This window comes from Billgrantia kenyensis (assembly GCF_013697085.1).
GTDB classification, from domain to species: Bacteria; Pseudomonadota; Gammaproteobacteria; order Pseudomonadales; family Halomonadaceae; genus Halomonas; species Halomonas kenyensis.
Map to the genome: position 1 here is coordinate 155,868 of NZ_JACEFT010000005.1, position 25,353 is coordinate 181,220.

Sequence of the window (25,353 nt, forward strand, 5' to 3'; positions counted from 1 at the left end):
GCGCCACCATGACCAGCCCCAACGATATCGTCTTCCTTTCCGCCACGCGTACGCCCATGGGCGGCATGCTGGGCAGCCTGTCGAGCCTAACGGCACCCGAGCTCGCCGCCACGGCGATCCGCGCCGCCATCGAGCGTGCCGGCATCGACTCCAGCGCCATCGACGAGGGCATCATGGGCTGCGTGCTGCCGGGCGGGGTCAAGCAGGGTCCGGCCCGCCAGGCGATGCGCCAGGCCGGCATTCCCGACGGCATCGGCGCCACCACCATCAACAAGCTGTGCGGCTCGGGCATGAAGGCCGCCATGCTCGCCCACGACCTGATCCGCGCCGGCAGCGGCGAGGTGGTCCTGGCCGGCGGCATGGAGTCGATGTCCAACGCCCCCCACGTGCTGACCAAGGCGCGTACCGGCTACCGCCTGGGCCACGGCGAACTCAAGGACCACATGTTCCTCGACGGCCTGGAGGACGCCGAGACCGGCAAGCTGATGGGGGTATTCGCCCAGGACATCGCCAGTCAGCGCAGCTACTCCCGCGAGCGCCTGGACGACTTCGCCATTGCCTCGCTGGAGCGCGCCATGGCGGCCACCAACGCCGGCCACCTCGCGGCCGAAATGGCGCCGGTCACCGTGACCAGCCGCAAGGGTGAAAGCGTGGTCGAGCACGACGAGCAGCCGTTCCAGGCCAAGCTCGACAAGATCCGTGAGCTGCGCCCCGCCTTCGCCAAGGACGGAACCATCACCGCGGCCAACTCGAGCTCGATCTCCGACGGCGCCTCGGCGCTGATACTCGCCAGCCAGGCCGCGGCGGACCGGCTCGGCAGCAAGCCGCTGGCGCGCATGCTGGGCCACAGTACCCACTCTCAGCACCCCAGCGAGTTCACCATCGCCCCGGTGGGCGCCATCGACAAGTTGATGAAGAAGCTGGGCTGGGGCGTGGCCGACGTCGACCTGTTCGAGATCAACGAGGCCTTCGCCGTGGTCACGCTGCTGGCCATGGACGGACTCGACATCCCGCATGACAAGGTCAACGTCTTTGGCGGCGCCTGCGCCCAGGGCCACCCCATCGGCTCTACCGGTTCGCGCATCATCGCCACCCTGATCCACGCCCTGCGCACCAAGGGCGGCAAGCGTGGCATCGCCAGCCTGTGCATCGGCGGCGGCGAGGCCACCGCGGTAGCGGTCGAGCTCATCGATTGATGGAGGCTTTCACCCTCGACTCGCCGGCGGGCGGCATCTTCGCCGCCCGCTGGCGGCCCGTTGGCGAGAGCACGCGCGGTCAGCCGATCGTGCTGCTGCACGACTCACTGGGCTGCGTGTCACTGTGGCGGGACTTCCCTGAACGTCTCGCCGCGGCGACGGGCCGCGAGGTAATCGCCTACGACCGCCTCGGCTATGGCCGCTCGGCCCCCTTTCCCGGTACCCAGCCCGGCAGTTTCATCGCCGACGAGCCTCGCGGCGCGTTCGCCACGCTTCTCGAGCAGTTGGGCCTGAAGGGCTTCGTGGCGCTGGGTCACAGCGTGGGCGGCGGCATGGCCGTGGAGGTGGCGGGCGCTTACCCGGGCGCCTGCCAGGCGCTGATCACGGTCTCGGCCCAGGCCTTCGTCGAGCCGCGCACCCTGACCGGGATACGCGAGGCGGAGCAGGCCCTGGTCGAACCGGGCGGCCTGTCGCGCCTGGCCAAGTACCACGGCGACAAGGCCGAGTGGGCGCTGCGCAGCTGGGTCGACAACTGGCACTCCGAGGCCTTTCGCGACTGGACGCTGGATGCCGCCCTGGCGCGGGTCGCCTGCCCTACCCTGGCGATCCACGGTGAGCATGACGAATATGGCTCCCTCGAACAGCCATGGCGCATCAGCCGCCTTACACCGGGCCCCCAGGCCCCCGCCATTCTCCCCTGTGGCCACGTTCCGCACCGTGAGTGTCCCGAGCGCCTGACCGCCCTGGTCGTCGACTTTCTGGCTGACACCCCCTGAACCCCGAGCCAGCGCGACCTGATAGAGGCTTGCCGCTGGCCAGCCTCGCTGTCAGCTGCGCGGTGATCCCAGGCGATCGAGACGCAGCCGCTCGCGGGCGTCGAACAGTCGCCGGCTGCCCGCCGCCACCGCGGCCAGGGTGCCGAATCCGGTGCCCAGGGTGATCGCGAACATGATCAAGATCTGATACTTCACCGCCAGCCCCGGCGCGGTGCCGGCCAGTATCTGCCCGGTCATCATGCCCGGCAGGCTGACCACCCCGGCGGCGGCCATGGCGTTGATCATCGGCATCAGCCCACTGCGCATCGCCTCGCGGCGAATATCGCCGATCGCGACCTGCCAGGGCTCTCCCAGCATCAGCCGGTTCTCGATCACCTGCCGCTGACGCCAGGCAGTGTCGGTGAGCCGGTCCAGCGCCAAGGCCACGCCGGTCATGGTATTGCCCAGCAGCATGCCCAGCAGCGGGATGGCGTACTGAGGCAGGTACCAGGGCTCGGGACCGATGATCACGGTCAGCGTCAGCACGGTGACGGTGAAGGAAGAGAGAAACATCGACAGCGTGCCGATGCCGAAGGCCCAGCCGCCCAGCAGCCGGCGCTTCTGGCGCGCCATCACCTCGCGCCCGGCGATCAGCAGCATCGCCATCGCCATCAGCGCCACCCACACCAGCCGCTCGGCGGCGAACAGCGCATCCAGAACCAGGCCCACCAGCGCCAGCTGCACGACGGTGCGCAGGGCCGCAATCAGCAAGCTGCGACTCATGCCCAGCCGCAGCGCGGCGGTGCAGCCGGCAAGCACCACGACCATCACGGCCGCCAGCGCCAGCTGCCACCAGGAGAGATCGATCACCTGCATGACACGGGCTCCTCCTCGAGGCGAGCGCCCACGATGCGCCAGTGGCGGCTGGCCACCCGGGCGATCTGATCGTGGTCATGGGCGACCCAGAGCGTCGGCCACTGCCGCACGCGTATGCGCTCGACCAACCAGGCTTCCACCCGCTCGCGGCTGGCGTCATCCAGGTTGGCGGTGGGCTCGTCGAGCAGCAGCGCCCTTGGCTCCCGGCTGACCGCACGCAGCAGTCCCAGGCGCTGTTTCTCACCGGTGGAGAGGCGGCCCACCTGCCATTCCAGAGTGTCCGGGCCGAAGCCCAGTGCCGCCAGCTCTGCCGTCACGGGGGGATCGATGAAATGCTCGCCCACCGTCTCTGCCCACCAGTGGCTCTCGGCCGGCACCAGCATCACCTGGCGGCGCCAGGCGTGGCCTGGGGTCTGCGACTGGGCCTGTTCGCCCAGCCACACCTCGCCAGCGTGGGGCTCGAGATCGGCCACGGCGCGCAGCAGCCGGCTCTTGCCCGAACCGCTGGCGCCGGAAAGGCAAACGATTTCACCCGGTCGCACGGCCAAGCTTATCGCGGCCAGCTCACCGATGGCGATGCCATCCAGCCGAAGGGAATCGGCACTCAAGGCAGGCTCTCCAAAATGGTAAAAGGGCTACAGTGACGCGACCCGGCTAGGCTGACAAGTCGGGAACGCCATGGCCGGCATGCTGCATTTGCACATATGGCAATCCATATATAATAATTCGAACTGCCAAGTCAGCCTTGTCGGCACCGTAGCTGGCTACCCATTTCTTATTACTTGCGAGCATTTGCCATGTCGGCACATCAGGATACCCAGGCGCCTCCTTCTACCGCAGGCATGGGCAGGTTCGAACGCTACCTCTCCGTGTGGGTGGCGCTGGCCATCGGTGCCGGAGTGCTGCTCGGCCAGTTGGCCCCGGCCATACCCGAGACTCTGGCACGTTTCGAAGTGGCCCAGGTGTCGATCCCGGTGGCAATCCTGATCTGGGCGATGATCTTCCCGATGATGGCGCAGATCGACTTCGCCGCGGTGCTCGGCGTTCGCCGGCAGCCCAAGGGACTGATCATCACGACCACGGTGAATTGGCTGATCAAGCCCTTCACCATGTTCGCCATCGCCTGGTTCTTCCTGATGGTGGTATTTCGCCCCTGGATTCCCGAGCCACTGGCCCAGCAGTACCTGGCCGGGGCCATCCTGCTCGGCGCCGCCCCCTGCACCGCCATGGTCTTTGTCTGGAGCTACCTGACCCGCGGTGACGCCGCTTACACCCTGGTCCAGGTCTCACTCAACGACCTGATCATGCTGTTCGCCTTCGCTCCCATCGTGGTGCTGCTGCTGGGAATCTCGAACATCCAGGTACCGTGGGATACCGTTGCCCTTTCGGTCTTTCTCTACATCGTTATTCCGCTGACCGCCGGCTATCTCGTACGCCGCATCCTCATCGCACGCCACGGGCTTGAGTGGTACGAGAACGTCTTCATGAAACGGATCGGCCCCATTACCCCCATCGGACTGATCATCACCCTGGTGCTGCTGTTCGCTTTCCAAGGCGATGTCATACTCAACAACCCGCTGCACATCGTGCTGATCGCTATCCCGCTGATCATCCAGACCGTGCTGATCTTCTTCATCGCCTACGGCTGGGCCAAGGCCTGGAAGGTTCCCCATAACGTGGCCGCCCCCGGTGCCATGATCGGCGCCAGCAACTTCTTCGAGCTGGCCGTGGCCGCCGCCATCGCCCTGTTCGGCCTGCAGTCCGGCGCGGCGCTGGCCACGGTGGTGGGGGTGCTCGTCGAGGTGCCGCTGATGCTGGCGCTGGTGCGCATCGCCAACCGCACGCGACACAGGTTCACCGCTGTCGGAACGTGATCCCCAAGACGAATGACGGCTTGCCACACCGAACGGGCGCGGTGAGTATGCAAGGATGAACGCCACTTCATTGCAGCGCCATGCACTTAGCGTCATCGTTCTTGCCCAGCTGTGCGGTACCTCGTTGTGGTTCTCCGTCAACGGCGTGGGTCTCTCGCTGTCGCGGGATCTCGGCTTCTCTGAGGTCGATCTCGGCCGGCTGACACTCGCCGTGCAGGCGGGCTTCATCAGCGGCACCCTGTTCATCGCCACCACCGGCCTGGCCGACCGCTTTCGCGCCAGCCGTATCTTCGCCGTCTCCTGCCTGGCGGGAGCGCTGGTCAATGCCGCCTTCGTGCTGGTGGCAGCCCAGTTTCCGCTGGCGCTGCTGCTGCGCTTCGTCACCGGGCTGTGCCTGGCCGGTATCTATCCGCTGGGCATGAAGCTGGTGATCGGCTGGACGCCCAAGCACACCGGAGCGGCGCTCTCCTGGCTGGTGGGTATGCTCACCCTGGGGACCGCCCTGCCCCATTTGCTGCGTGGCAGTACCCTGGGTATGCCGTGGGAGTGGCCGCTGATGGGCGCCTCGCTGCTGGCCCTGCTGGGGGGTGCCATGGTGCTGCGGCTGGGCGACGGCCCGCACCTGCCGCCTTCCGCGGGCAAGGCGCGTCTTGCCGAGGGGCTTGCCGCGCTAAGGGTGAAGCACTTTCGCGCCGTGGCCGGCGGCTACTTCGGCCACTGCTGGGAACTCTACGCCTTCTGGATGCTGACACCCTTTCTGGTCATGCGCGAAGTCGAACGGCTCGTGGCCTCCACCGATCTGGTGGCCTGGCTCTCCTTCGGTATCATTGCGCTGGGGCTGGCAGGCTGCGTGGGGGGCGGTGCGGTGAGCCGCCATTTGGGCAGTCTGTGGGTGGCGCGCTGGGCGCTGACGGCCTCCGGCATGCTATGCCTGGCCTATCCACTGCTGGCCTGGGCACCGCCGGGCATGCTGCTGGCACTGCTGTTCTTCTGGGGACTCACGGTGATCGCCGACTCGCCGCAGTTCTCGGCCCTAGCAGCGGCAACGGCGCCCCGTGAGCGGGTCGGCTCCACGCTGGCGGTGATGAACGCCATCGGCTTCGCGCTCACCATTCCCGCCATCTCGCTGACCACGACGCTGTGGTCGCTACAGGGACTCTGGGTGCTGTGGTGGCTGTTGCCGGGACCGATCCTCGGGCTGTGGGCGCTGCGTGGCGTGAGCGGCTCGCCCGAGCAGCCCGCGCCGGCACGCCAGGCATGAGGCCTGTTCGGATTTCTCATGCTGCGCCTAGCAGAGAGCGGCGCGCCGTTCGGGTCGGTTGCCCATCTCCCTTAGACGCTCTTGGAGGCTGGCCAGGCGCGGCGCCTCCCCTTTCTCCGCCGCTGCCAGCACCTCGGCCACCCAGCCCGGCAGCTCGTCCGAAAGTCGGTAGTAAACCCACTGTCCCTCACGGCGATCGCTAAGCAGGCCACAGCTGCGCAGCTGCGCCAAGTGGCGCGAGACCTTGGGCTGGGACTCCTCCAGGGCATGTGTCATCTCGCAGACGCAGAGTTCCTGCTCTCTGAGTATCAGCAGAGTCAGCGTCAGACGGGTTTCGTCACCCAGGCATTTGAGCAATCGGGCAGGTTCCAGCAAGGTCAAGGCGGTTCCCTTTGCAAAGTTGCTAAGAAGAATCATTTATTCTACTCCAACCCCTGCGGGACCAACAGCCACGCTTCCTTGAGCAGGGTCTGGCTCAACCATATCGACCGGTAATGTAATCCTCGGTCTGCTTCTTCTCCGGCTCGGTGAACAGCTTGTTGGTTTCATCGAATTCGACCAGCTCGCCAAGATACATGAAAGCCGTGTAATCGGAGACCCGAGCTGCCTGCTGCATGTTATGCGTCACAATGACGATGGTGTACTGCTCCTTGAGCTCATTGATCAGCTCCTCGATCTTGAGCGTGGAGATGGGGTCGAGGGCAGAGGCAGGCTCATCGAGCAGAATCACCTCGGGTTCGATGGCAATGGCACGTGCTATCACCAGGCGCTGCTGTTGCCCCCCAGACAACCCGAAGGCGTTATCGTTGAGTCGATCCTTCACTTCGTCCCACAGCGCGGCTCCACGCAGCGAGCGCTCCACCACTTCGTCGAGCACCGCCCTGCTGCTGACCCCCTGCAGTCGCAAGCCGTAGGCAACGTTCTCATAAATCGACTTGGGAAACGGGTTGGGTTTCTGAAAAACCATGCCAACCTTGCGGCGCAGCTCTGCCACATCGACACCTCGAGCATAGATATCCTCCCCGTCGAGTAAAATCTCTCCTTCGACGCGACACGCATCAACCAGGTCGTTCATGCGGTTGAAGCAGCGCAGCAGCGTCGACTTGCCACAGCCGGATGGACCGATGAAGGCCGTGACCCGGTTGCGTGGGATATCCAGGTTGATGCCCTTGAGCGCCTGGTCCTTGCCGTAGTAAAGGTCAAGGTTTCGTACCTTGAAGGTGACATCCTTCATGTCAGAAACGGATCCAACATGACTGGCGACAGGGCGTGGGGCGGTGGTCATCGAATTCATTGTCTCTCTCGTATTCCGGTAGCCGTGGGTATCCGCAGCTGCTGCATGGCCAAGGGCCGGGGGTCAGTCAGAGGCGGCACGATAGCGCTCACGTAAGCGGTTGCGAATGCTGATGGCAGTCAGGTTGAGGACCACGATCAACAGCACCAGCACCAGCGCAGTGGCATAGACCAGTGGGCGCGCAGCCTCGACGTTGGGGCTCTGGAACCCGACGTCGTAGATATGGAAGCCCAAGTGCATGATCTGACGATCCAGGTGAACGAAGGGAAAGGTCCCATCGATTGGCAGCGTAGGAGCCAGCTTGACCACCCCCACCAGCATCAGCGGCGCGACTTCGCCGGCGGCCCGCGCAATGGCCAGGATCATGCCGGTCATCATGGCAGGCGTTGCCAACGGCACCACCACTTTCCACAGTGTCTCGGACTTGGTGGCCCCCAGCGCCAGGGAGCCTTGGCGGATACTGGTGGGGATCCTAGCCAAGCCCTCTTCGGTCGAGACGATCACTACCGGCAGGGTCAGTAGCGCCAGGGTCAGCGAGGCCCAGACCAGTGCCGGGGAGCCGAAGGTAGGCGACGGCAACCTGTCCGAGTAGAAGAGTTCATCGATGGAGCCACCCAGGGTATAGATAAAGAACCCCAAGCCGAAGACGCCATAGACAATGGAGGGCACCCCGGCGAGGTTGTAAACCGAGATGCGGATCAGGCGCAGCATGGGCCCCTGCCTGGCATATTCGCGCAGATAGATGGCGGCCAGCACGCCGAAGGGACTGACGATCATCGACATCAGCAGCACCATGGTCACGGTGCCGAAGATCGCCGGGAAGATCCCGCCAGCGGTGTTGGCCTCGCGGGGCTCGCCGCTGACGAAAGCCCAGAACTGCTGTACATATTCAACCGTTTTTTCGCTCAGCGATAGACTATTGGGCTGTACGGCACGCACGATATCCCCGATGCGAATCTGCACCTCCTGCCCCCCGGTGACCGTCGCCACCAGGGTGTCTCGACGCAGCTCGCTACGCAGCACATCGATCTCTCCACGCAGCGTCCGGAACGCTTCCTGCAGGCTCTCCTGACGCGCCGCGATATTTTCCAGCTCCACCTCACGCACGCCCGGATCGATATCGGGATCACGCTGCAGGGCTCGCTCACGCAGGCGCAATTCCTCCATTTCCGCACTGATCGCCCCGACCTCGTTACGCTCGATCCGACGCAGCTCGCGGAACAGCGTATTGGCTCGCTCGACACGCACCTGCAGCGCGTCCCACAGCCCCTCGCCCTCGGCGACCACCTCACCCTCTTCCAGCACACGCAGCGGATAGCCGAAGAAATCCCCCCATTCGCGCCGCTCCAGGCGCATGGCATCCGGGGGAGCCTGCCACTCGGACATCTGCAGCTCCGCATACCAGGCGAAGTCTTGGCCGGTCACATCGCGATTGCCCTGCTTGATCAGATGTCGGGTAACCAGGTCGTCATCACCCAATTCCGGCGGCACGGAGATTCCAGCATCCCGCGCCACGGTTACCGGGATGGTCTCGGAGCGTACATGCTCCCCCATTACCATCTGACCGATACCGAGATCAGGATCGCCCACCTGAAACTCGACGATCTCGCTCGGATAGAAGTGACTCAGGCCACGCACGGCGATCAAGCCAATCAGGCCCAGCACCATGATGATGGAGACTGCCACCGCGCCGGCATTCAACCAGACCCAGGGGGCACCGCTTTTCCACCAGACTTTCATCGTACTCTCCCGGAATCAGAGGTTGCCGTAGCGCTTACGCAGCCGTTGGCGAATAATCTCGGCAAGGGTGTTCACCACGAAGGTCATGGCCAGCAGGACGAGGGCGGCCAGGAACAGGACCCGGAAGTGGCTAGACCCCACGGCGGACTCCGTAAGCTCGACGGCGATATTGGCCGACAGGGTGCGCATGCCCTCGAAGATGTTGAAGTTCATGATCGGGCTGTTGCCGGTCGCCATCAGCACGATCATGGTTTCCCCCACCGCCCGACCGAAGCCCATCATGACCGCGGAAAACATGCCGATGCTGGCGGTGGGCAGTACCACGCCAACCACGGTCTGCCAGCGGGTGGCCCCCAGCGCCAGCGATCCCTGGGTCAGATGCTTGGGCACGTTGAACACGGCATCCTCGGCGATGGAAAAGATTGTCGGAATCACCGCGAAGCCCATGGCGATACCCACCACCAAGGCGTTGCGCTGGTCATAGCTGATGCCGGTGTCGGTCAGCCACTGGCGCAAACTGCCGTCGAAGAACAGGATCTCCACATAAGGACTGGCGGAGACGCAGGCCCAGCCCACCAGGATGATGACCGGCATCAGAAGCACCGCCTCCCAGCCGTCCGGTACACGGGTCCGCAGCCCTTCGGGCAGGCGACTCCAGAGGTAGGCGAAGGCCAGCATGGCAATGGGCATCAGGAGCAGGATACTGAACACTGCCGGCAGGCGATTCTCGATGAAGGGCGCCAGCCATAGGCCGGCCAGGAAGCCGAGGATCACCGTGGGCAGGGCCTCCATCACCTCGATGGTGGGCTTGACCTTGCCGCGCAGTTTGGGCGACATGAAATACGCAGTGTAGATCGCCCCCATCAGCGCCAGCGGGGTGGCGAACAGCATGGCATAGAAGGCCGCCTTGAGGGTGCCGAGGGTCAGCGGCACCAGGCTCATCTTGGGCTCGAACTCATCGCCCCCCGCCGAGGACTGCCAGACAAAGCGTGGCTGGCTGCTCCCTTCGTACCACACCCGCTGCCACAGCGATGAGAAGGAGATATCGGGGTGGCGATTGCTTACGCTGGCCACCTGCAGCTGCTGATTCTCATCCACCAGCAGCGCCATTGAGTTGACCGGCGAGATGGCAATCCCAGAGAACGGCCCCTGAACCATCTGGGCATCGAAAACGTCGGCAGACGCCGTCGCGTGATGAATTCCCAGGTTCCCCCGGGCATCCCCGACCAAAAAGCCCCGCCGCGCGTACTCCGCCTCGATATGGGTAATCGGCGCATCATAGCGGGCAAAGTCGCGGATATGGGTCAGTTCGTGACGGTTATGGTCATCGCGAACCGGGAAGTACTGGCGCACCTGGCCATCCGAGGTTCCGGCAACGAGCGATACCGTGCCATTGAGCAGCGCCATTTCCGTGACGTAGCCGTTGCCGGAAACCTGAACCGCACCACGGTAGTCGGGATTGCTCAAGTTGCCGATATCGTAGTGATGGATGTTGCCTGTGTCATCGGAAACGTAGAGGTGACGAAAGCGGTTGTCGATCAGGATCTGGCGCGCCCGACCGTCAAACCCGGGAAGTTCGACCGTGGTCTGCTCCACGCTTACCTCTCCGGTCATGATGTTCTCCCGGCGCTCGAATGACGACACCAAGAGAGTGCCATCATCCAGCTCGGCTGCCGCGTAGATGCCGCGATCGCTTACCTGAAGCCCAAGCACCTGAATTGCACGCCCCTCCTCGTCCAGGGTCAAGGGCGACTCGCCGAGAGGAAACGTCAGCTCCGGCTCGATATGCCGCAGGTTATCGGGGTAGGTGATTGCGTACTCGATCTGGCCGAGGCTGAGCTCACCGCTATCATAGCCGTAGGCAAAGGAGCGTGTCGTGGCGAAGCCGGTAGCGAAGGCGGTCGTTTGCGCCGCCTCCGGGCGCGGAACCTCAAAAGCGGTGCGAGGAGAGCCATCCTCCAACTCGAAAAAAGTGATCCGCCCGGTGTCGGTGAAGCTTGCCCCCAAGGTGTCATGACGATCGATGGTCAGATGCTCCAGCGTCTCATCACTTTCCACCCCGGGCGTGGCATAGCTTTGCACGGTGGATACCTGAGCCGGCTTGAACAGCGGCATGATTTCAGAGAAGAGGTAGACAAAGATCATCCCCAGGGCGAACACGACGCCGATACCGGCGGCGCCGATACCGTAGCGAGAAGCGCCATCCCGAAACGCGCGTTTGCGCCGCAAGCGCTCGCGCTGTTCGGGGCTGGGCAGCAGTGATCTGCCTTTAACCGAGGCGGGGAGCTGGGACAGGTCAGTCATAATGGATGGGTTATCCCGACAGTAGAAACGATAGGCAGAGAGTAAGCAGGGTGCATGACAGTCATGTGACAGACCGGCCCAGAATGCCGAAGGGGCGCCGAAGCGCCCCTGGTCACACACTTAAGTTCAGGCGATCAGTCGAGGCCCAGCTCGCCACGCACCCGGCTGGCCACGCGCTCGGGCAGCGGAATGTAGCCATCGCGGGCGGTCACTTCCTGGCCCTGCTGGGAGAGCACCATGCGCAGGAATTCAGCCTGTTGAGGTGCAAGATCCTCATTGGGGTGCTTGTTGACGTAGACGAACAAGAAGCGGGACAGCGGGTAGTCCTCATGGTCCACCGGGTAGGCTTCCTCACCTTCATCGCGAGCCACCGGCACGGCACGTACCTGGGAAGTGATGTAGCCGATACCGGAGTAGCCGATACCATTGATCGACTCGCTCACGCCCTGCACCACAGAAGCGGAGCCCGGCTGCTCGTTGATGGCGTCCTTGAAATCACCGCCGCACAGAGCGTTCTCGGCGAAGAAGGCGTAGGTGCCGGAGACGGCGTTACGGCTGTAGAGGGTGAAGTCACGATTCTCCCAGGCGCCATCCAGACCCAGCTGGCCCCAACGGGTAATGTCCTGATCGTAGCCGCAGCGGCGGGTATCGGAGAAGATCGCGTCGACCTGCGGCAGAGTGATGCTCTCCAGGGGGTTGTCCTGGTTGACGTAGACTGCCAGAGCATCGATGGCCACCGGCACCATGGTCGGTGGATAGCCGAAGCGATCTTCGAAGGCCTGGATCTCCGAAGTACGCATCTCGCGGCTCATGGGACCGAACTGAGCGGTACCTTCGGTCAACGCCGTGGGGGCGGTACCTGAGCCGGCACCCTGAATCTGAATATTGATATTGGGATAGAAGCCGGCAAACTCTTCGGCCCACAGGGTCATCAGGTTATTCAGGGTATCGGAACCGATACTGGTCATGTTGCCCGAGATACCGCTGACGGGCTCGTATTCGGGGAGATCGGGATCGACACGATCCGCCAGAGCGGCAGAAGCAACGAATGAGGCACCGATGACAGCAGCGGCGATTACCTTCAGTTTCATCTTTGTCTCCACATTTTTTCTAGCGCTGTAGTTGCAGCGTTGGGGGTCGATCACGCGTCTCGTGACTCGATGGCTGTGACTATAGGGAGACGAAATGACACTTAGGTGACATTGGCGCGAGGTTTGATGAACCTTCTGTGACAGTCGCGCTAGATCAATAGCCCAAGTGCCGCCAGCGTGCACAGCGCCAGTGAGGCGCCCTGCAGAAGGCGCCGGTCGAGGCGATGGGCGATACTTGCGGCCAGGGCATTGCCGGCCAGCACAGCAGGCAGGAAGGTGAGCGCCAGCCCCAGGTGCCACAGGCGGACCTGGCCGGCCAGCGCGAGGGTGGCCAGGGTCATCAACGAGGTGACGATGAAGAAGGCAGAAAGGTTGCCGCGTAACCGATCAGGCGACAGGCCATGCAACAGCAGCACCAGAGGAGGCCCGCCGATGGCGGCCACGGTGCCGAAGATCCCCGAGAGCACGCCGGCACCGAACAGGCTGGCCCGGTTGACCGGCAAGCGAAAGCGAAACAGGGTCACCGCCACGGCGAACAGCACGCTTGCGGCAATGAACTTCTCCAGCACGACCATGGGTGCGGCCAGCAACAGCCACAGGCCGAGCACGTTGCCGGGAAGCCTGCCGACCAATGCCATGCCGATCTCGCCGATACGCACTTCCTGTAGGTAATGTCGCACCATCATCAGTGACACGGTGAGGCCGAACAGCACCAGGATCACCGGCACCAGACGCGGCTCCAGCATTAGCAGCAGCGGCGCGCCTACCACCGCCAGGCCGAAGCCGGTGGCACGCTGCACGAAGGCACCCAGGGCGAGCACCAGCGCACAGCCGAGCCAGATGGTCGGCGGCATGTCGAGCCAGTGCAGGAGTGCATCAGGCATATGCGGTGCGCCCGGCCAGTCGCGACAGCATGATATTGCCGAACAGCGAGGCCACCACCATGGTCAGCGCCATGGGCCACAGGTTCTCGATCTCGAAGGCCCCTACCATGACACCGGCCAGCGCTGCCGCGCCGAACTTGGCCGCCCCCATCAGCGCCGTGGCCGTAGCGCTCATGTGGCCGAAGTGATCCAGCAGCAGCGCCATGGCGTTGGGCGAAATCAACCCGATCATGCTCGAATAGAGCATCACCAGCACCACCACGACCGGCAGGCTCGCCAGGCCTGTGGACACCGCTATCACCAGCAGTACGCTCGCCACCAGCTGCACGGCGAGCCCGAGATAGAGGTTCTGCAGCGGCGCCCGGAACCTCAGCAGGTGGATGTTGATACGGTTCGAGAGCGCGATGAAGATGACGTTCACCCCAAGCACGAAGGGATAGCTGGCCGGCGACAGGCCGAAGTACTCCATGTAGACGAAGGGCGACGCGGTGACGAAGGCGAACAGGCCGCCAAACGAGGCCGCCACGGCGCAGATATACCCCAGCCCCTCCCTGTGGCGCATTACGCTGGAATAGTTGCGCAGCACCTGGGCAAGCGACGCCGTGGGCTGATTCGGGTCGCGAGTCTCAGGCAGCTGAGTCGACATCAGCCACAGCAGGAAGGCCGCGTAGGCGGCCAGGAAAATGAAGATGATGCGCCAGCCGGAGAGATAGAGCAGCGCACTACCGACCAGTGGTGCCACCAGCGGCGCCAGCATCATGATCATGGCCATGGTGGAGATGACGCTGGCGGCCTGGCGCCCGCTGAAGCAATCGCGCACGATGGCCGCTGAATTGACCACACAGGCCCCTCCCCCGAGCGCCTGCACAAAGCGCCACGCCAGGAGTTCGGTTAGCGTACCTACCGTCGCCAGCATCAGGCTGGCGAGCAGGAACACCACCAACCCGGCCAGCAGCACCGGCTTGCGCCCGATCCGGTCGGAGACCGGGCCGAACAGCAGTTGGCCGATGGCGAAGCCAGCCAGGAACACGCTGATAGAGAGCTCGGTATGGTGAATGCTGGCACCGACGCTGGCTGCCAGCGCTCCCATGGCAGGCAGGTAGGCATCGATGGCGAAGGGCGCCAGCGCAGTATTGATCGCTACCAGAAGGGAGACGCGTCCGGGTGTGAGGGTCAAGGCAGCTCCGTGTGCGGAAAGAAAGATAGGTCGCTAATGAGTTTAGCATGCCAGAGACATTTGCCTCACCTGCAGGGTGCAGAAAGCGCCACGGCCTTGCTAAAGTGATTCAAACCATCACGCCACCGAAGGGAGTTCCATGGCTCAGGATCTGCTCACCCAGCTCAAGTCGATGAGTACCGTCGTGGCCGACACCGGGGATATCGACGCCATCCGCCGCTTCGAACCCACCGATGCGACCACCAACCCCTCACTGATCCTACAAGCCGCCCAGCGTGAAGGACGTCGGGAGCGGCTAGCCGAGATTGCCCGGCAGGCCACCGACATCGACGACGCCCTGGATGCCGTCGCGGTGGAGATCGGCAGCGAAATCAGCTCTTTGGTGCCCGGCTACGTCTCTACGGAAGTCAGCGCCCGACTCTCCTTCGACACCGAGGCGACCCTGGCCCGGGCGCGATCGCTGATCGAACGCTATGAGCGTCATGGCATCGGTGCCGAGCGCATCCTGATCAAGATCGCCTCGACCTGGGAAGGCATTCGCGCCGCCCGCCAGCTCGAACGCGAGGGTATCCACTGCAACCTGACCCTGCTGTTCAGCTTCGCCCAGGCCCAGGCCTGTGCCGATGCCGGCGTGACGCTGGTTTCGCCCTTCGTCGGCCGTATCCTCGACTGGAACAAGGCCAAGTGGCCGGATGCCGATTTCAGCGGCGACAATGATCCTGGGATCAAGTCGGTGAGGCGCATCTACGAGCACTACAAGGGCCACGGCTACAAGACCATCGTCATGGGAGCCAGCTTCCGCAATACCGCTGAGATCGTGTCGCTGGCGGGCTGCGATCGCCTGACGATTTCGCCAAGCCTGCTCGATGAACTGGCACAGAGCGAGGACCGGCTGGAGCGCCGGCTGACGCCGGTCGATGCCGAAACCTCCCCCCCCGAGCCTCAGGATGAAGCCGAATTCCGCTGGGAGATGAACGAGGACGCCATGGCCACCGAGAAGCTGGCCGAGGGCATACGCAAGTTCACCGATGACCAACGCAAGCTGGAAAAACTGCTGAGCGAGTTGCGCCAGCAATAGGAGGCTGACGACTGGAGGGCGGCGTCAGGCCCTGCCTGGCGTCGCCCCCTGCCACTGCGTCTCGGGCCAGGCGTTGACCGGCGTGCTATGCCTTACCGTTGTGAATGGCCTCCTGGGCCTCGAGCATTTCGACCAGCGGCTGGAACTCTTCTCGGTTGTGCTCGTTCATGTGCATCAGGATGCGGTGCGCCTCGAGAATACGCTTGCGCATCTCTTCCATGTCGGCAGGCACCTCGGGGAGGTCGCAAAGCTCGCAGGTTTCGGTGAGGGGCGCCTTGACCATGGCAAAGAACTGGGCGAAGCCCATGACCTCGAGCATGCGCTGCACGTCGGGATTGTCCACCACGATGGTGGGCTTGTAATGCAAGTTGTCCTTGACCGCCATGGCCACCTTGGCGAGGAAGCCAAGCGCGGTGGAGTCCACGTTGGTGGCCTCTCGCAGATCGATGATCAACGATTGCAGGCCCGGGGTACGGGCGAGCTGCTGGGCCTGGGTATCCAATGTCGCACAGAGCGTCAAGCGCACGTCACCGCACAGCTTGAGCACGAACACACCGGAGTCGAACGCCGCCTTGACACGGCCTTCATTCGTGATCATTACCGAATCCGCTCAACATCATGATCGTCAGGTCATCGGGCAGTTCCTGGCCGCCGCTCCCCCCTTCTGCATCGATGTCGGGGGTAGTCGTCAGCATCAGGCTGTCGCGAAGCCGCTCCAACGTAGTACAGGTCAGTACACGTTGCTCGAGTTCCCTGAGCCGCATGTCGAGCGTCTCGCCCGGCAGGCACTCCAATATTCCATCCGAACACAACCATAACCGGAAGTTCGACGGTAACCCATACTTCAAACGTGGATACTCCACGTCGGGAAACAGGCCTACCGGCATCCCTTCGCCCGGCAGCTCCACCACCTCATTGCCGGTTACCAGCAACGGCTTCGGCAGCTGTGCGCCAAGTGAATAGTGAAGCTCGCGTGTCTTGTGGTCAATGATACCCACGAACAGGGTGGCGTGCTTGCCAATATCGGTATCCAGCAACTCCCGGTTGAGCGATGCCAGCCAGCGCGACGGCATCGCCTCGACCTGGCTTCCCCTCCACTCCTGCAGCCAGCGGTTGAAGAGATACTTCAACAGCACGGTGACGAACGCGGACGAAGCACCATGGCCGGACACATCGGCAAAATAGAACAGCGTGTAACGTTCGTCCAGGCGCTGGAAGTCGAGGAAATCCCCCGACAGGTAGAGGGAAGGAATCAGCCAGTAATCGCAGGTCACGCCATTGGCAGTCTGGGGATGCGGTGGCAACAGCTTGCGCTGGATCTGACCTCCCGCCTGCTGATCGAGCCGCAGCAGAGCCAGGTGAGTTTCAAGGCTTTCGTTGAGCTCTTCCAGGTGCACATTCAGCTGGGCCAGACGCTCTCGATCGCGGTTGCGCTCATCCTCGAGGCGATGCATCTCGATGGCCTTGCGAATCATGCGTCGCAACAGCTGGCCGTGACGCATCGGCTCGACGACGTAATCGACCAGCCCCACATCGACCGCCGTCAACAGATCGGCATCGAGACGGGAATCAGAGACCACGACGGTAGGCAGGCGTTCCGTCAGGCTCGACCACGCCAGGCTGGGAATGGCCTGAGCGTGCGCCACCACCAGCGAGGTCTCCACTGGTAGATCCTCCAGTCGCTCCGCGGCGAACACCGCCAGGCCGTCCCGGGCGATGGTATCGGCCAAGGCATCGCGGTAGGGTCCGGGCTCGTCGAGTACGCCGATCAGCGGCTTGGGTAGATCCATCGGCTCAGGCCTCAGTCGGCGAATTCAGCATCATCGAAGTCAGCATCATCGAAATCGAAGTCGAACTCGTCGCTGGCAAAGGGATCGTCGCCCAGCTCGCCATCGCTGACCTCGAAGCGCCTGCGCTGCAAGTAGGCATCGCGAATGAAGACATAGCGATCCCCCCGAATCAACTCCTCCTGATCGAGAAAACCGGCGCGCAAGTCGATGACACGCAGCGCGGTCAGGCCATAGCGCACCTTGTCATTTTCCACGTAATAGACAGGATAGGTCACCGTATCCAGCGGCAAGCCTGCGGTGTCCCGCACCGTGCTGGGCCCCAGGAATGGCAAGACCAGGTAGGGCCCCTCCGCGACCCCCCAGACACCCAGCGTCTGGCCGAAATCCTCGTCGCGCACGGTGATACCCATGTGGGTCGCGAAGTCCCACAGGCCTGCAATACCCACGGTGGAGTTGATCACGAAGCGCGACGTGGCCCGGCCGGCATTGGCGGGCTTGCCTTGCAGCAGACTGTTCAGCGCAGTGCGGATCTCGCCAAGGTTGGAGAAGAAGTTGCCGACCCCCGTCTGCACCGGCTGCGGGGTCACGGTGCGATAGCCGCGCGCCACCGGCTTGAGCACAGCCCGGTCGACCGCCTCATTGAACGCGAACACCTGGCGATTGAAGCCCTCCCAGGGGTCATCCGGGTGGCGATCCTCCACCGCTACCCGTCCGGCACAGCCTGCCAGCATGGCAAGCGTCGCCAGTACCACCAGAGCGCGCGTATAGAAGCGGGCCTGCTTGACTACCATCTGGGTCATCTCCTCAGGATGTCGTGAGGCGGTACGTCAAACGCGACGCACCACCACGCAGCCGGCACTGTACCCGGCACCGAACGAGCAGACCACCCCTATATCGCCCGACTTCAGGTCGGAATGGTGAAGATGGAACGCAATGATCGACCCCGCCGAGCTGGTATTGGCGTAGCGGTCGAGGATGATTGGCGCCTGTCCGGGCTCGGGGTCATGGCCCAGGACCCGCCGAGCGATCAGGTCGTTCATGTGGCGGTTGGCCTGGTGCAGCCACAGCCGTGAAAGACTTCCGCCGGACAGCTCGAGGCTTTCCAGGTGGTCGTTGATCAGTGCGGCCACCATGGGACAGACCTCCTTGAACACGCGCCGCCCCTCCTGTACGAACAGCTTGTCGCTGGCCAGCGGGTCGCTGTCGCTGACCCGGTTGAGGAAGCCGGCATTGTTGCGAATGGCGTTGGAGAAACGAGTGGCCAGGCGAGTGCCGAGGATCTCGAAGCGGGTTGCAGCGGTGGCCAGCGCAGCATCCTCCAGCACGATGGCGGTACAGGCATCGCCGAAGATGAAATGGCTGTCGCGGTCACGGAAGTTGAGATGGGCGGAACATATCTCGGGATTGACGACCAGGGCACGGCGAATATTGCCGCCGCGAATGGCATTGGCCGCCAGGTCGATGGCGAAAGTGGCCGAACTGCAAGCCACGTTCATGTCGAAGGCATGGCCTTGAGTCCCCAGGGCGGCCTGCAGCTCTACCGCCACCGCCGGGTAGGGACGCTCCAGGTTGGAGCAGGCGACGATCACCATGTCGATCTCAGCGGCAGCGACGCCAGCGGTAGCGAGCGCCTGGTGGGCTGCCTTGAGGCCCATTTCACATTGGATGGAGGGTTCGTCATTGCTGCGCTGAGGCAGGTAGGGACGCATGCGCTCGGGATCGAGGATACCCTCGGCGTCCATCACGAAGCGGCTGTGAATGCCCGACGCCTTGACGATGAACTCGCTGCTGGAGTGCGCCAGCGGCTCACGCTCGCCGGCGGCGATGGCGTCGGCGTTGCGGGCGTTCTCGGCATCCACCCAGGCATTGAACGAGGCCACCAGGGCATCGTTATCGATGGCGTGCTCCGGTGTGAAAAGTCCCGTACCGGTGATCACGACGTCTGTCATCTGTTTCTCCCTCGTGCGGCGACTGACCGCTGTTTCTACATCGGCAACACGGTGCCTGATGTCTTGTTTATTGGCTATGGGGTCAGCCTTGGCTGCGCCCCGTCAGTTCCGCCCAGCGCCGCTCGAGGCGCTTGACGGAAACCGGCATGCGGGTACCGAGCTGCTGGGCGAACAGCGACACCCTCAGCTCCTCGATCCACCAGCCGAACTCCACCAGTTCGGGCTCCTCATGACCGCCACGACGCTGGCTCTCACGGCGTGCCGCCAGGCGCGCCTCGAAATCCTGAATCTCCTGCATGTGCATCTGGTCGCGCATGCGCTCTCGCGGCGCCTTCTCCAACCTGACCAGGGCGGCCTGCATGTAGCGAGGGTACTCCTCAAGCCACTCCCCCGCCTCGGTGACGAAGCCGGGGTGCACCAGCCGCTGCATCTGCACCTTCATGTCACTGTACACCAGCGCCAACGCCAGGCTCAGGTTGCCCTTGAGCGCCTTGGTCACCGCCAGGTGCCCTTCCAGCGCCTGCTTGAGCGTGGCCACCAGCGCCTCGGCCCCCGGAACCAGTTCGGCACGAGTGGTCTCGAGCCGGACTTCGAGCTCGGCGGCACTGCGCGGCAGCGGCGCCTGCCCCACCGTACGGGAGAAAACCGCCTCGACCACGTCGTCGACCAGCACCCGCTTGCTGCCCACCTTGGTGAACAGCAACGCACAGGCGTCAAGCCCCTTCAAGCCCTGGATGGCACGCACCTGCTCCGGCAGGCGGCTCATCGCCAGACGCACCACGCCCCGGCGATGGGCCTGCTCGGCCTTGCCAGGGTGATCGAACAGCTCGACACGAAACGCCTCGCCTTCCGGGACCAGGGCTGGGTAGGCCTCCACCCGAATGCCCGCCTGGGTGGTGACCCTGGACTCGGGCAAGGGTGAATCCGGCAGCCCGGCGACATCCGGCGCCTCGCTGGCTTCGATTGCCAGCGCCCGGGCTCCCTCGCTCGCGGCTTCCTCGAAGCGACGCTCGAGCTCGCGCGCGTCACGGCCCTGCCCCAGCACCTTGCCTTCATGATCGACCACGCGCACGTTCATGATCAGGTGGGGCTCGAGCTGATCGGTGCGCCAATCGTCGGGATGGACCCTCACTCCGGTGCGACGGCGCAGGAATTCCCCCAGCGCCTCGGTCAGCGGTACGTCGTCTGGAACGAGGGTTTCCAGGGCCGCATCGACCCAGTCGGGAATCGGCACCACCTGGCGACGAATCGCCTTGGGCAGTGACTTGAGCAGGGCGATGCACTTCTCGCGCAGCAACCCCGGCACCAGCCATTCAAGCCGCCCTGCGGGCAACTGCGGCAGCATCGCTGCCGGCACCGTCAGGGTCACGCCATCGTCCACGGCGCCAGGCTCGAAGCGGTAGGCAAGCGGATAGCGGACCCCGCCCAGCACCAGCTCATCCGGGTATTGCGCCTGGGTGACCTCGCCGGCCTCCCGGGCCAGCAGCGCGGCACGGTCGAACTTGAGGACATCCGGGCTGTCGGCCTCGGCCCGGCGCCGCCACGCCTCGAAGCCCTTGCCGTTGAAAATATCCTCGGGGATACGCTCGTCATAGAAGGCGAACAGGGTCTCCTCGTCGACCAGGATGTCACGCTTGCGGGCACGATCCTCGAGGTCCTCGACCTCCTCGACCAGCGCGCGATTGTAGTCGAAGAACTCGCCCTTGGTACGAAACTCGCCTTCCACCAGAGCCCGGCGGATGAACAGCTCGCGCGACTCGCCCGGGGCGATCGGTCCGTAATGGACGCTTCGACTCGAGACGATCGGTAGGCCGAACAGGGTGACCTGCTCCTTGGCCACCACCTGGGCGCGCTTCATTTCCCAGTGCGGCTCGCTGTAGCTTCGCTTGACCAGGTGCCCGGCCACCGGCTCGATCCACTGCGGCTCGATCCTCGCCACGGTGCGGGCGAACAGCCGGGTCGTCTCCACCAGCTCGAAGGCCATCAGCCACTTGGGCGACTTCTTGGCCAGCCCAGAACCGGGATGGATGACGAACTTGCGGTTGCGCGCGCCGAGGTACTCGCGGTTTTCGGTGAGCATGCCCAGGTGCGAGAGCAGCCCCGGGAGCAGCGCCTTGTGTAGCTGCACGGCGTTCTGCCGTCGCGCCTGCTGCCGGGCCTGGTCATCCTCGGGCAAGGCCGTGGGCGGCGGCACCTCGATTTCCATCTCGCGCAGCAGCTGGCGCAGCTGGCGGAAGGTATCGTGCCATTCGCGCAGGCGCAGGTAGTTCAGGTAGTGCTCCTTGCACCAGCGCCGCAGGCGATTGCCGGAAAGCTCGTCGCGAGCCGCCTCGAAGCCGTGCCAGAGGTTGAGCAGGGCGACGAAGTCGGAATCGGGATCGTGCCAGCGGCGATGCGCCTGGTCAGCGGCTTCACGCTTCTCCGCCGGCCGGTCCCGGGGGTCCTGCACCGCCAGCGCCGAGACCACCACCAGCACCTCACGCAGGCCGCCCTGCTCGGCACCGGCTAGTACCATGCGCGCGAGGCGCGGGTCGATCGGCAGGCGGGCCAGCTTACGCCCTATTGCCGTCAGCCGGTTGCTCTCGTCCACCGCGCCCAGCTCGAACAACAGCCGGAAGCCGTCCTTGATGAAGCGCGAGTCAGGCAGGTCGACGAAGGGGAACTGCTCGATGTCGCCAAGCTTGAGCGACAGCATGGAGAGGATCACCGAGGCCAGGTTGGTGCGCCGAATCTCGGGATCGGTGAACTCGGGCCTGGAGCGGAAGTCCTCCTCGTCGTAGAGGCGGATGCATACCCCCTCGGCCACCCGCCCGCAGCGTCCCTTGCGCTGGTCGGCACTGGCCTGGCTCACCGGCTCCACCGGCAGACGCTGAATCTTGGAGCGATAGCTGTAGCGGCTGATGCGCACCAGGCCCGGGTCGATCACGTAGCGGATGCCGGGTACCGTCAGCGAGGTCTCGGCCACATTGGTGGAGAGCACGATACGCCGCCCGGCATGGGGAGCGAAGACCCGATTCTGCTCGGCGTTGGAGAGCCGCGCATAAAGCGGCAGGATCTCGGTCCCCTTGAGGTCGGCACGGCGCAGGGTGTCGGCGGTCTCGCGAATCTCGCGCTCGCCGGGCAGAAACACCAGGATGTCCCGCGGGCCGTGAAACCAGCGCTTGTCGCGCTCGACCTGCTCGATCTCCTCCACGGCGTGCAGGATACCCTCCTGCAGGGTGCGGTCTTCCTCGTCGTCGGACTCACGCAGCAGTGGGCGGTAGCGCACCTCCACCGGATAGGTGCGCCCCGAAACCTCCACCACCGGGGCAGGCTTCGGCTCACCGTCACCGCCGGGCAAGGCGAAATGCTCGGCGAAGCGCGCCACGTCGATGGTGGCAGAGGTAATGATCAGCTTGAGCTCGGGCCGGCGCGGCAGCAATCGCTTCAGGTAGCCGAGCAGGAAGTCGATGTTGAGGCTGCGCTCGTGGGCCTCGTCGATGATGATCGCCTCGTAGCGGCGCAGGTCCGGGTCGTGGCGCGTCTCGGCCAGCAAAATGCCGTCGGTCATCAGCTTGACCAGGGTGTCGTCGCCACTCTGGTCGGTGAAGCGCACCTGGTAACCCACCTGCTCGCCCAGCGACACCTGGAGTTCCTCGGCCAGGCGGGTCGCCACTGAGCGTGCCGCCAGGCGCCTTGGCTGGGTGTGGCCGATCAAACCGCGCCGCCCCAGCCCCAACTCCAGGCATAGCTTGGGCAGCTGAGTGGTCTTGCCCGAGCCGGTCTCGCCGGCCACCACCACCACCTGATGCTGGCGCAGCGCAGCGAGTATCTCGTCGCGACGCTCGGCCACCGGCAGCTCGGGGGGATAGTCGAGGCTCACCGGCTGGGCTGCCCGCCTCGCCGTCAGCTGCGCGGAACGCTCGACGCTGCGCGCCACCTCGTCCAGGCCCCGGTCCACCGGCTTGCCCTCGCGCAGGCGCCGCGCGAGGCCTTTCAAGCGGCGCGACAGCACCTCGCGATCGCGCAGCATGACATCCCCCAGGGCACGTTCGAGACGCTGCAGCTCTGCCCTGCCAGCGGCATTGGCTTCACCAGTTCGGGTAGCGGTGCTCACGGGACTCCTCATGCCATGGAAAAAACCTGCCCGCCCCGGGCGTCCGGAACGGGCAGGTCATTGTAGCGCCGGGAAGCGGGCCCCGGCCAATGGCGCAGTGAATTACGACTTGTTCTCGCCGCTCTCCTCGTCACGCAGCTGGCGGCGCAGCACCTTGCCGACGTTGGTCTTGGGCAGCTCGTCACGGAACTCGACGAACTTGGGTACCTTATAGCCGGCCAGCTCCTTCTTGCACCACTCGCGCAGGCTCTTCTCGTCGAGGCTTTCGTCCTTCTTGACCACGAACAGCTTGACCGCCTCGCCGCTGTCATCGTCCGACACCCCAACCGCTGCCGCTTCGACGATGCCCGGATGGCCGGAGACGACATCCTCGATCTCGTTGGGATAGACGTTGAAGCCCGACACCAGGATCATGTCCTTCTTGCGGTCGACGATCTTGATGTAGCCATCCTCCTGCAGCACCGCGATATCGCCGGTGCGGAACCAGCCGTCGTCGGAGAGTACCTTGGCCGTCTCCTCATCCAGGTTCCAATAGCCCTTCATGACCTGGGGACCCTTGACGCACAGCTCGCCCGGCTCACCCAGCGGTTGAACGTTGTCGTCGTCGTCCAGCACCTTCACCGAGGTGCCTGCCACCGGCTTGCCGATGGTGCCGAGCTGGATGTCGTCGATGGGGTTGAAGCTCACCACCGGGGCGGTCTCGGTAAGGCCGTAGCCCTCGGCGATGTCGCATCCCGTGACCTCCTTCCAGCGCTCCGCCGTGGCCTTGGTCAAGGCCATGCCGCCAGAGATGGTGAGGTGTAGCTTGGAGAAGTCGAGCTGACGGAAGTCATCGCGGTTGCACAGCGCGTTGAACAGCGTGTTCAAGCCGATGAAGGCGGTGAACTTGATCTTCTGCAGCTCCTTGACGAAGTTGTCCAGGTCACGGGGATTGGGGATCAGGATCGAGTGGTTGCCCGTCTTCATCAGGAACAGGCAGTTCACGGTGAAAGTGTAGATGTGATAGACCGGCAGCGGCGCGATCACCACCTCCTTGCCCTCGTCCAGGCCCGGGCCGATGGCCGCATCCGCCTGGAGCATGTTGGCCACCAGGTTGCAGTGGGTGAGCATGGTGCCCTTGGGCAGGCCGGTGGTGCCACCGGTGTACTGCAGGGCGGCGATGTCGTCTAGCCCTCTCTCGACCTCGCGGTGCTGACGCGAGGCGCCGTCCTTCAAGGCCTTGCGGAACGGTACCGCCATGGGCAGCGAATAGGACGGCACCATCTTCTTGACGTACTTGACCACGGCATTGATCAGCAAGCGCTTGGGGAAGCCGTGCATGTCGCCAAGCTCGGTGACCAGCACGTGCTCGATGTCGGTGCGGTCGAGCACCTTCTCCAGCTTGCTGGCCATGTTGGCAAGAATCAGGATCGCCTTGGCGCCCGAGTCCTTGAACTGGTGGGCCATCTCGCGCTCGGTGTAGAGCGGGTTGGTATTGACCACGACCAGGCCGGCGCGCATGGCGCCGAATACCGCGATGGGAAATTGCAGCACGTTGGGCAGTTGGATGGCGATGCGGTCGCCCGGCTGCAGGCCGGTCTCGTGCTGCAGCCAGGCAGCGAAGTCGGCCGAAAGTCGGTCGAGTTCGGCGAAGGTGAGGGTCTGCCCCATGCAGGTGAAAGCCGGATTGTCGGCAAAGCGCTTGACCGCCTCATGGAAGACGTCCATCAGGGATCGGTACTGGTCCATGCCTTCCAGCTCAGGTCCGTTGAGAATACCGGCGTTGGCTTGTTCACTCATTGGCGCTATCTCCACAGCTTGGTCGACCCGGTCGCTAGCCCTCGGCCTCGCCGGTTCTTGTTGTGACAAAAACCGTACGATATACCAGGCACCGGCGACTGTAAAACGGGCGATTGAAACAAACGTTCACCAGGCCGCCCTACAGCGACGACCCATCGCACGCGTCTACAAAGCTTGGCAAAAGAATGAATTATGGCAAGCCGGCGGAT

Annotated in this window: 20 protein-coding genes; 5 read left to right on the top strand and 15 right to left on the bottom strand. The window is 64.2% G+C overall.

Annotated features, from left to right (window positions below; translation table 11 throughout):
- Window positions 1-8: 8 nt before the first annotated feature.
- Both H1D44_RS06950 and H1D44_RS06955 read left to right on the top strand, forming a co-directional pair.
- Window positions 9-1,196, top strand: coding sequence for an acetyl-CoA C-acyltransferase (locus H1D44_RS06950; protein ID WP_181514114.1), 1,188 nt, complete (start codon window positions 9-11; stop codon window positions 1,194-1,196).
- Complete coding sequence (locus H1D44_RS06955; RefSeq protein WP_181514115.1) at window positions 1,196-1,972, top strand: alpha/beta fold hydrolase; 777 nt, start codon at window positions 1,196-1,198, stop codon at window positions 1,970-1,972. The genes H1D44_RS06950 and H1D44_RS06955 overlap by 1 nt, the downstream gene beginning before the upstream one ends.
- Window positions 1,973-2,023: 51 nt before the next feature.
- Here H1D44_RS06955 and H1D44_RS06960 read toward each other — a convergent pair whose 3' ends face one another.
- Together H1D44_RS06960 and H1D44_RS06965 are read right to left on the bottom strand one after the other, a co-directional pair.
- Window positions 2,024-2,827, bottom strand: coding sequence for an ABC transporter permease (locus H1D44_RS06960; RefSeq protein WP_181514116.1), 804 nt, complete (start codon window positions 2,825-2,827; stop codon window positions 2,024-2,026).
- Complete coding sequence (locus tag H1D44_RS06965; RefSeq protein WP_181514117.1) at window positions 2,818-3,435, bottom strand: ABC transporter ATP-binding protein; 618 nt, start codon at window positions 3,433-3,435, stop codon at window positions 2,818-2,820. The genes H1D44_RS06960 and H1D44_RS06965 overlap by 10 nt, the downstream gene beginning before the upstream one ends.
- Window positions 3,436-3,624: 189 nt before the next feature.
- Here H1D44_RS06965 and arsB point away from each other — a divergent pair, with 189 nt between their 5' ends.
- Both arsB and H1D44_RS06975 read left to right on the top strand, forming a co-directional pair.
- Window positions 3,625-4,701, top strand: coding sequence for an ACR3 family arsenite efflux transporter (gene arsB, locus H1D44_RS06970; RefSeq protein ID WP_181514118.1), 1,077 nt, complete (start codon window positions 3,625-3,627; stop codon window positions 4,699-4,701).
- Between the two features lie 55 nt (window positions 4,702-4,756).
- Window positions 4,757-5,962: an MFS transporter gene (locus tag H1D44_RS06975; RefSeq protein WP_181514119.1), complete on the top strand. Its 1,206-nt coding sequence runs from the start codon at window positions 4,757-4,759 to the stop codon at window positions 5,960-5,962.
- A 27-nt stretch (window positions 5,963-5,989) separates the two neighbouring features.
- Here the strand turns inward: H1D44_RS06975 and H1D44_RS06980 are convergent, their stop codons facing one another.
- From H1D44_RS06980 to H1D44_RS07010, 7 genes are all read right to left on the bottom strand, one after another.
- Complete coding sequence (locus tag H1D44_RS06980; protein ID WP_422671656.1) at window positions 5,990-6,334, bottom strand: metalloregulator ArsR/SmtB family transcription factor; 345 nt, start codon at window positions 6,332-6,334, stop codon at window positions 5,990-5,992.
- A 103-nt stretch (window positions 6,335-6,437) separates the two neighbouring features.
- Window positions 6,438-7,196, bottom strand: a complete 759-nt coding sequence (pstB, locus tag H1D44_RS06985; RefSeq protein ID WP_238984416.1) for a phosphate ABC transporter ATP-binding protein PstB — start codon at window positions 7,194-7,196, stop codon at window positions 6,438-6,440.
- A gap of 123 nt (window positions 7,197-7,319) precedes the next feature.
- Window positions 7,320-8,996 carry a phosphate ABC transporter permease PstA gene (gene pstA, locus H1D44_RS06990; protein ID WP_181514121.1) on the bottom strand — a complete coding sequence of 559 codons (1,677 nt, stop codon included), beginning with the start codon at window positions 8,994-8,996 and terminating at the stop codon, window positions 7,320-7,322.
- A gap of 15 nt (window positions 8,997-9,011) precedes the next feature.
- Entirely contained in the window at window positions 9,012-11,300 is a 2,289-nt protein-coding gene (locus H1D44_RS06995) for an ABC transporter permease subunit (protein ID WP_181514122.1), read from the bottom strand.
- A 134-nt stretch (window positions 11,301-11,434) separates the two neighbouring features.
- Entirely contained in the window at window positions 11,435-12,391 is a 957-nt protein-coding gene (locus tag H1D44_RS07000; RefSeq protein WP_181514123.1) for a PstS family phosphate ABC transporter substrate-binding protein, read from the bottom strand.
- Between the two features lie 149 nt (window positions 12,392-12,540).
- The gene (locus H1D44_RS07005) at window positions 12,541-13,275 is read right to left on the bottom strand and encodes a sulfite exporter TauE/SafE family protein (RefSeq protein ID WP_181514124.1); all 735 of its coding nucleotides are present in this window, start codon (window positions 13,273-13,275) and stop codon (window positions 12,541-12,543) included.
- The gene (locus H1D44_RS07010) at window positions 13,268-14,452 is read right to left on the bottom strand and encodes a multidrug effflux MFS transporter (RefSeq protein WP_181514125.1); all 1,185 of its coding nucleotides are present in this window, start codon (window positions 14,450-14,452) and stop codon (window positions 13,268-13,270) included. The genes H1D44_RS07005 and H1D44_RS07010 overlap by 8 nt, the downstream gene beginning before the upstream one ends.
- Window positions 14,453-14,591: 139 nt before the next feature.
- On the opposite strand from H1D44_RS07010, the gene tal reads away from it, so the two are divergent.
- Window positions 14,592-15,530: a transaldolase gene (gene tal, locus H1D44_RS07015; protein ID WP_181514126.1), complete on the top strand. Its 939-nt coding sequence runs from the start codon at window positions 14,592-14,594 to the stop codon at window positions 15,528-15,530.
- Window positions 15,531-15,615: 85 nt separating this feature from the next.
- On the opposite strand, the gene H1D44_RS07020 is transcribed toward tal, so the two are convergent.
- From H1D44_RS07020 to H1D44_RS07045, 6 genes are all read right to left on the bottom strand, one after another.
- Window positions 15,616-16,128, bottom strand: coding sequence for an STAS domain-containing protein (locus H1D44_RS07020; protein ID WP_181514127.1), 513 nt, complete (start codon window positions 16,126-16,128; stop codon window positions 15,616-15,618).
- Window positions 16,115-17,320, bottom strand: coding sequence for a PP2C family protein-serine/threonine phosphatase (locus H1D44_RS07025; RefSeq protein WP_181514128.1), 1,206 nt, complete (start codon window positions 17,318-17,320; stop codon window positions 16,115-16,117). Before H1D44_RS07025 ends, H1D44_RS07020 begins: the two co-directional genes overlap by 14 nt.
- Window positions 17,321-17,331: 11 nt before the next feature.
- Entirely contained in the window at window positions 17,332-18,111 is a 780-nt protein-coding gene (locus tag H1D44_RS07030; protein ID WP_181514129.1) for an MlaA family lipoprotein, read from the bottom strand.
- 36 nt (window positions 18,112-18,147) lie between these two features.
- Window positions 18,148-19,269: a beta-ketoacyl-ACP synthase III gene (locus H1D44_RS07035; protein WP_181514130.1), complete on the bottom strand. Its 1,122-nt coding sequence runs from the start codon at window positions 19,267-19,269 to the stop codon at window positions 18,148-18,150.
- Between the two features lie 82 nt (window positions 19,270-19,351).
- Window positions 19,352-23,365 carry an ATP-dependent RNA helicase HrpA gene (hrpA, locus tag H1D44_RS07040; RefSeq protein ID WP_181514131.1) on the bottom strand — a complete coding sequence of 1,338 codons (4,014 nt, stop codon included), beginning with the start codon at window positions 23,363-23,365 and terminating at the stop codon, window positions 19,352-19,354.
- 102 nt (window positions 23,366-23,467) lie between these two features.
- Window positions 23,468-25,144 carry an AMP-binding protein gene (locus tag H1D44_RS07045; protein ID WP_181514132.1) on the bottom strand — a complete coding sequence of 559 codons (1,677 nt, stop codon included), beginning with the start codon at window positions 25,142-25,144 and terminating at the stop codon, window positions 23,468-23,470.
- Between the last annotated feature and the right edge of the window lie 209 nt (window positions 25,145-25,353).

Excerpts from the sequence above, each read along its gene's own strand:
- H1D44_RS06960 (WP_181514116.1), bottom strand. The coding sequence starts at position 2,827 with ATGCAGGTGATCGATCTCTCCTGGTGGCAGCTGGCGCTGGCGGCCGTG.
- H1D44_RS06995 (WP_181514122.1), bottom strand. The coding sequence starts at position 11,300 with ATGACTGACCTGTCCCAGCTCCCCGCCTCGGTTAAAGGCAGATCACTG.
- H1D44_RS07025 (WP_181514128.1), bottom strand. The coding sequence starts at position 17,320 with ATGGATCTACCCAAGCCGCTGATCGGCGTACTCGACGAGCCCGGACCC.
- H1D44_RS06975 (WP_181514119.1), top strand. The coding sequence starts at position 4,757 with ATGAACGCCACTTCATTGCAGCGCCATGCACTTAGCGTCATCGTTCTT.
- H1D44_RS07000 (WP_181514123.1), bottom strand. The coding sequence starts at position 12,391 with ATGAAACTGAAGGTAATCGCCGCTGCTGTCATCGGTGCCTCATTCGTT.
- H1D44_RS07005 (WP_181514124.1), bottom strand. The coding sequence starts at position 13,275 with ATGCCTGATGCACTCCTGCACTGGCTCGACATGCCGCCGACCATCTGG.
- pstB (WP_238984416.1), bottom strand. The coding sequence starts at position 7,196 with ATGAAGGATGTCACCTTCAAGGTACGAAACCTTGACCTTTACTACGGC.
- tal (WP_181514126.1), top strand. The coding sequence starts at position 14,592 with ATGGCTCAGGATCTGCTCACCCAGCTCAAGTCGATGAGTACCGTCGTG.
- H1D44_RS07030 (WP_181514129.1), bottom strand. The coding sequence starts at position 18,111 with ATGGTAGTCAAGCAGGCCCGCTTCTATACGCGCGCTCTGGTGGTACTG.
- H1D44_RS07020 (WP_181514127.1), bottom strand. The coding sequence starts at position 16,128 with ATGATCACGAATGAAGGCCGTGTCAAGGCGGCGTTCGACTCCGGTGTG.
- H1D44_RS06950 (WP_181514114.1), top strand. The coding sequence starts at position 9 with ATGACCAGCCCCAACGATATCGTCTTCCTTTCCGCCACGCGTACGCCC.
- H1D44_RS07035 (WP_181514130.1), bottom strand. The coding sequence starts at position 19,269 with ATGACAGACGTCGTGATCACCGGTACGGGACTTTTCACACCGGAGCAC.
- H1D44_RS06955 (WP_181514115.1), top strand. The coding sequence starts at position 1,196 with ATGGAGGCTTTCACCCTCGACTCGCCGGCGGGCGGCATCTTCGCCGCC.
- pstA (WP_181514121.1), bottom strand. The coding sequence starts at position 8,996 with ATGAAAGTCTGGTGGAAAAGCGGTGCCCCCTGGGTCTGGTTGAATGCC.
- arsB (WP_181514118.1), top strand. The coding sequence starts at position 3,625 with ATGTCGGCACATCAGGATACCCAGGCGCCTCCTTCTACCGCAGGCATG.
- H1D44_RS07045 (WP_181514132.1), bottom strand. The coding sequence starts at position 25,144 with ATGAGTGAACAAGCCAACGCCGGTATTCTCAACGGACCTGAGCTGGAA.